The organism is Bacillus sp. AFS001701, assembly GCF_002559405.1.
In the GTDB taxonomy this organism is placed as follows: domain Bacteria; phylum Bacillota; class Bacilli; order Bacillales; family Bacillaceae_G; genus Gottfriedia.
In genome coordinates, this window is the sequence record NZ_NTZO01000649.1 from 1 (window position 1) to 5,791 (window position 5,791).

The 5,791-nt window shown below is 32.0% G+C and carries 4 protein-coding genes, 1 pseudogene and 1 riboswitch; all 5 genes and pseudogenes read right to left on the bottom strand.

Features of this window, described 5'->3' with window-relative positions; genetic code table 11:
* Positions 1-833 precede the first annotated feature (833 nt).
* The 5 genes and pseudogenes from CN514_RS24345 to CN514_RS24365 all read right to left on the bottom strand — a co-directional run bounded on the left by CN514_RS24345 (position 834) and on the right by CN514_RS24365 (position 5,631).
* Complete coding sequence (locus CN514_RS24345; protein ID WP_286141825.1) at positions 834-1,280, bottom strand: DUF3658 domain-containing protein; 447 nt, start codon at positions 1,278-1,280, stop codon at positions 834-836.
* Positions 1,281-1,283: 3 nt separating this feature from the next.
* Positions 1,284-1,766: pseudogene (locus CN514_RS24350) on the bottom strand (DUF1835 domain-containing protein); the annotation flags it as partial.
* Positions 1,767-2,323: 557 nt separating this feature from the next.
* Complete coding sequence (gene mtnA / locus CN514_RS24355; RefSeq protein WP_098234776.1) at positions 2,324-3,373, bottom strand: S-methyl-5-thioribose-1-phosphate isomerase; 1,050 nt, start codon at positions 3,371-3,373, stop codon at positions 2,324-2,326.
* Between the two features lie 6 nt (positions 3,374-3,379).
* Positions 3,380-4,555, bottom strand: coding sequence for an S-methyl-5-thioribose kinase (gene mtnK, locus CN514_RS24360; RefSeq protein ID WP_098234777.1), 1,176 nt, complete (start codon positions 4,553-4,555; stop codon positions 3,380-3,382).
* Between the two features lie 71 nt (positions 4,556-4,626).
* Positions 4,627-4,785: riboswitch (SAM riboswitch) on the bottom strand.
* A 63-nt stretch (positions 4,786-4,848) separates the two neighbouring features.
* Positions 4,849-5,631, bottom strand: coding sequence for a carbon-nitrogen family hydrolase (locus tag CN514_RS24365; protein WP_141529519.1), 783 nt, complete (start codon positions 5,629-5,631; stop codon positions 4,849-4,851).
* Between the last annotated feature and the right edge of the window lie 160 nt (positions 5,632-5,791).

Consider the following 5,791-nt stretch of genomic DNA (forward strand, 5'->3'; position numbering starts at 1 on the left):
TATATTATATACTTTACTGGGAGACACTTATTTAATAATTCAGTCGGGTTTTTAAACATTAATTCTTAATCCATGTTAACATACCTAATATTAGGAACGGTTCCAACCAAGTAATCAATAAAANNTATGATAAAAAACGAAGATACTGCAAAATACTTAGTGTTCCCTCTTTCTCTTTTGGAAAATGCTTTAAAGCTACATATCGCCCCGAATACTAATGATAAAAAACCAATTAAAGCAATTAGTTCGTTGAATCCTGGAATTACATAAATTATTCCAATCAAAACCAATCCATTAATAATATTATCGAAATCGCTGAAATTTTTCATAATTTCACCTCTTTTAATAATAATTAATGATTTAGGTTCGCACTAAGTATTTTAACATATTTCCATTTCATAGTTATCTTATTGAACGATCCTGCCATTTTATTGAATAAAAAAGAGCTACCAAAGTAAATTCCGAGTTTAAAACCAATATAAAAAAAGGCGACTTCAAAAAAGAAGCCACCTAAAAAGAAAGAAAAATTTTCAGTAAGAATATATCAGTTTAACCCTAAAATAAGCTTAACTTTATCTGCTTTTATTTGAAATTAATAAAATACTTTCTACCAAAATCAATTTCGTAATTTCTTGATAATAGACATTAATAGAGAAATAAATTTAATTAATGACCAATCATTGGATCTTTTATGAATGTCTTTTCTTATATAGAATTTAAGATATTACAAACAATCTACTAAACAAAAAAAATCGACTGAACAGCCTATCAAATTTTACAACTAACTACGGGTTAGTGCAATAATTCTATTTATTTTTGAGCTTCACACTATACTACCTCATTCCTTTTGGAACACCTTCTATTTCAAAAACGCCATTCATGATCAATTGTCTGACTCTGTACTCAATAAACTCATCACCAACATATTGGTCTAAATAGCCAATTACTTCACCAATTAGACGAGCTGATTTCATAAATTCAATTTTCTCTTGCTCTTTATGTAGCTTATTAGCTTTATTGATAATAAAGTAATCAAAATAGGCTTCATCTACACTCTTTATCTCTTTATTTTCCCATACCCTAAGTACCTCTTGTGTGGAAGATATCGCTTGCCATTCTTCCTCCATTTTTTCACGTTGCTCTTCACTTACTGACGAGAAATTTCTACCGTTCTCATAAATAATTCTTAAATTCTCGGGTACAATTTCTCCAGTGTGTAACGGATAACCATCAGAATCTGGGATATCAAATAGTTTTTTATATTCCTTAGTTGTATCTATTAAGAATAACTCGTTACTTTTATCTTTTAATAAATACTGAACAAATCTTAATGCAGTCTGTTCGTGAGAGTTTTCTCCAACCCAAATTATAATTTTTGTATTTTTAGGAATTGAATTGATCATCGAGGTGGCATGATTAAAATTAAGTATGTATTCATCAATCTAATCATCATCAATGATTAGATGATTTCTTAACCATTGGTATCTATTTTTAAGCCCCGACAGATCATGCAATTGCCAAATTGGACCAATAGAAAACAGATCAGAAAATGAGATAACCTTTTCTTCATCATGTAATTCCATTTTTCTTAATATATTTTTTAAACTACCAGCTGCTGAATCACCAAAAAGAATATGTATGACCTTGTAGATTTGATTATTTTTAACACTGGTTTGGTTTCTTTTATAATTCAAAAAATCCTCATATGACTTTATCAAGTCATCCACAAATTGCCCTTTAGTATATTGACCAGTTTCTTCAATCATATTGATTCGCAAATAACTTTGAAATAAAAGTGATTTCACTTCATCTTCGGTAGAATCTTTAAGGATTCTTTATATTTCATTAATCAATATATCCCTACTTTACAGATCATATTAACACAAAAATCCAGTACAACTTATTCAACTAAAGTACCAATTAGATTAGATCGCCATTTTAACGATTAAAGCATGCTGAGCTAAAAAAGCCAATCCAACAGTTAAGGATTAGCTTTTATATGTTTTCTTTTGTTACTGGAAAATTTTATATATAGTTTCTATATTAATAGAAGTTTCCGTTTCACATAAACGTATATTTCGAAAACTCAAAATCTGGTTAATAGGGTTTTTTATATTTTTAAAAACAACTTACCTTGTTTTTAATTGCCACCCAATCTTATACTAATTAAATTGTACAAGAAGGAGAAAATCTGCTCTTTTTAAGTATTTCCTAGGGAAGAACTTAACTCATAAACGGTAATCGATTTTTCACAATGCAATCATTAAATTTCCGTTCAAAAGTCCCTCAATAACAAGTTGGGGGACTTTTGCGTTGAATTAAATTACTCTTGCTCCCAACTTTTAAACGTTTCTTTATAATCGCTAGAAACAATTCCTTTTTCTGTAATAATCGCCGTTATTAATTCATTCGGCGTTACGTCAAACGCTGGGTTTAGTACATCGATTCCTTCTGGGGCAATTTGAACATTTCCGATATGCGTTACTTCAGTACGATCGCGTTGTTCAATTACAATTTCATTCCCTGTATCGATTGATAAATCGATTGTTGATAAAGGAGCAGCTACATAAAATGGAACTTGGTAAAAGTTAGCTAAAATCGCTAATTGTAATGTTCCAATTTTATTTGCAGTGTCTCCATTAGCAGTAATGCGATCGGCACCAACAATAACTGCATCTACTTTTTTATTTTGTAATAAGTAGCCGACCATATTATCAGTTAATAATGTAACTGGGATACCACTTTGGTTCAATTCCCAAGATGTCAGTCTAGCACCTTGGAATAATGGTCTAGTTTCTGTTGCATAAGCCGAAATTTCCCAGCCTATTTCTTTTGCTAAGTGAAGTGGAGCTAAAGCTGTTCCGTATCGACTTGTCGCAATACTCCCTGCGTTGCAATGAGTTAATACTGCTGCGCCGTCATGTAATAATGTTAAAGCGTTTTCACCGATTTCCTTGCAAGTTGCCTCATCTGCTACATGTAATTTAATTGCTTCTTCCATGATGATTAATTTAGCTTCGGATACAGTCGCTGCTTCTTTACTAGAGCTAATTAGTTTTTCAACAGCCCAGGCTAAATTTACTGCAGTTGGTCTAGCACTAATTAGTTCATCCGCTAATAATCTTGCTTGTTGATGAAATTCATCAATTTGGTCAGTTTCTATTTCTCGCACACCTAAATAAAGTCCATATGCAGCTGCTAAACCTATTGCTGGTGCTCCTCTTACTTGTAATTTTACGATTGCTTCACGTACATCTAATAATGTCGTTGCATCAAAATAGTGTAGTTCCGTTGGTAGTTTAGTTTGGTCTAAAATTTTTAAACTTTCACCGTTCCATTGTAATGATTCAGGTATTTGCTGTAATGTAGTCATCGATTATTACTCCAATCCAATAAGTAAATTTCCAATATTTCTAATAGTAAATCTATTTTTTATACAATAAACTCCGAATTTTAAGACTTTTTTCTTTGCTTCAATTTTTTGATTATGTTCTAGTGAATCAATATCTTCAACGTGAGCAAGACCGATACTTCTTCGGATTAATTCACATCCAATAACCCCAATTGCATCCACCCAATAACCTTCTAATTTTTCTTTAATTAGAGCTTTTTGGTTAAATGGTCTAACACTATGCTCTTCCCATAGTCGAATAAATGATTCATTAAACACTTTTTCAATGTTTAAAATGTGTTCAATTATTTCGTCTTTTAGTTCAGTACGGCTGAAAAGTTGAAAAAGTAAATTTGCTTGAATTTGCCCTAAATCAAATCCGATTGGTCCGACAAATGCAAATTCCGGGTCAATTACTTTTGTTTCTGTTTCAGATACGAAAATGCTTCCCGTATGTAAATCACCATGTAATAAAGCTTCTTTTTTCGATAAGAAATCTAATTTTAGTTTCGCAACTTCAATTTGTAGATCTGCATCATTCCATAGTTCTTGAATTTCTTCTGTTAATTCTTCTTCAAAGCTATTTGTTTCACTGTTAAAAAATGGATCTGTATAAACAAGATTTTCTGTTATATCACATAAGTCCGGATTATTAAAAAGATACTCTAGCTCTTTTTTCTTAGCTGGTGTAGTTCCGAAATCTGAAGTGAAAAATAATGACTTTGCTAAAAATTCACCGATATGTTCAGCTAAAAACGGATAGCTTTTTTTCTCAATGAAACCTTTTCGTAAAATTTGTAAGTGTGAAAGATCCTCCATTACAGTTACAGCTTGATCTTCGTCATGTTCTAAAATTTTTGGTGCATGTAACGGGATTAACTCATTGTATATTTTTGTCGCATTACTCTCGATCGTAGCTCGCTTTAATGTAAGTGGCCAGCTTTCACCAACAACTTTTGCGTATGGTAGTGCCTGTTTTATAATTAACCCTTTCTTGCTTCCTACTGGATTAACTTTAAACACTAAATTTAAATTCCCATCCCCAATTTCTATACATTCACATAGTTCATTTTTAAAATAGCCAAGTTTTTGTAAATAAGTAATTGCAGTTGCTTCTGTTAAAGGTCTATATTCTTTTCGTTCAATGACAGTCACTAAATTCATCCCCCTTGAATTTTGCAAAATAAAAAGCCTCTTTTCCGAGACGAAAAGAGGCAATACTAATTGGCTTTCGTCTCTTATCTACCAGAAAATTTCTTTTCTGTTGGAATTAGCACCGTGCCTTACTGAGCATTTAAGCTCAGGCGTAAACAATACGCCCCATTTCACAATGGTATTACGGTCGGTTGCTGGGCATCGTCGGGCCAAATCCCTCCGCCTACTCGAAATAAGAGTTCGCATATTTGATTTTATAATCGTATTTTAGTTTATAGATTTTTAATTTGTCAATTACTTTTTTAAAACTTTTTGTAAATATCTTCTTTTCTGTCTTCAAAAATAGGGATTGTACCGCGTATTTCATCGACTTTTTTCGGATCAATTTCCCCAAAAACGATTTCTTCATTCGTGCTACCTTTGGTTACTACTTCTCCCCAAGGGTCAATAATCATTGATCCTCCACCAAATGTATTCGCTAAATCTTTTCCTACTCGATTACATGCAACAACATAACACTGATTTTCGATTGCTCTGGCTTTTAATAAGATTTCCCAATGATTCATTCTTTGAATTGGCCATTCGGCAACAAAAAATAAAACTTTTGCACCCTTTTGAGAATGAGCTCCAATCCATTCAGGAAAACGCAAATCATAGCAGACAAAACCTGCAGCAGTTAATCCATCGATTTCAAAAAGACCATCTGTTTCCCCCGATTGAAGATAGTGATGCTCGTTCATTAACTGGAATAAGTGAACTTTATCATAAGTTTTTACTAATTTACCAGTACTGTTAATAACAATTAATGTATTCGTAACACCATTTTCTCTTGCAATTGGGAACGAACCAGCAATCAATATTACATTATTTGATTTTGCGATTGACTGAAGTTCAGAAATAACCGCTTCTTGTTCACCTGTGTGCAAACCAATTTCTTCCAGACAATAGCCTGTTGTCCATAGCTCAGGTAATACGATTACACGAACATTTTCTTTAACAGCATCGTTTATTTGAGTTTTCATTTTCTCTAAATTAGCCTTTGATTCACCTAATATAACGTCAGATTGAATACACGCAATTTTAATCACAATTTATTCACCCTATTCTAAATTTTATAGACATTTTTAAATCGAGCATATATGATGGTGAAAGTTATTGCAACAGTCGTTCATGAAAATCATTCGATTAAGAAACGATCTATTTCAAATTAATTTTATTATATTTTTGGAGTGATTAACTTGAATC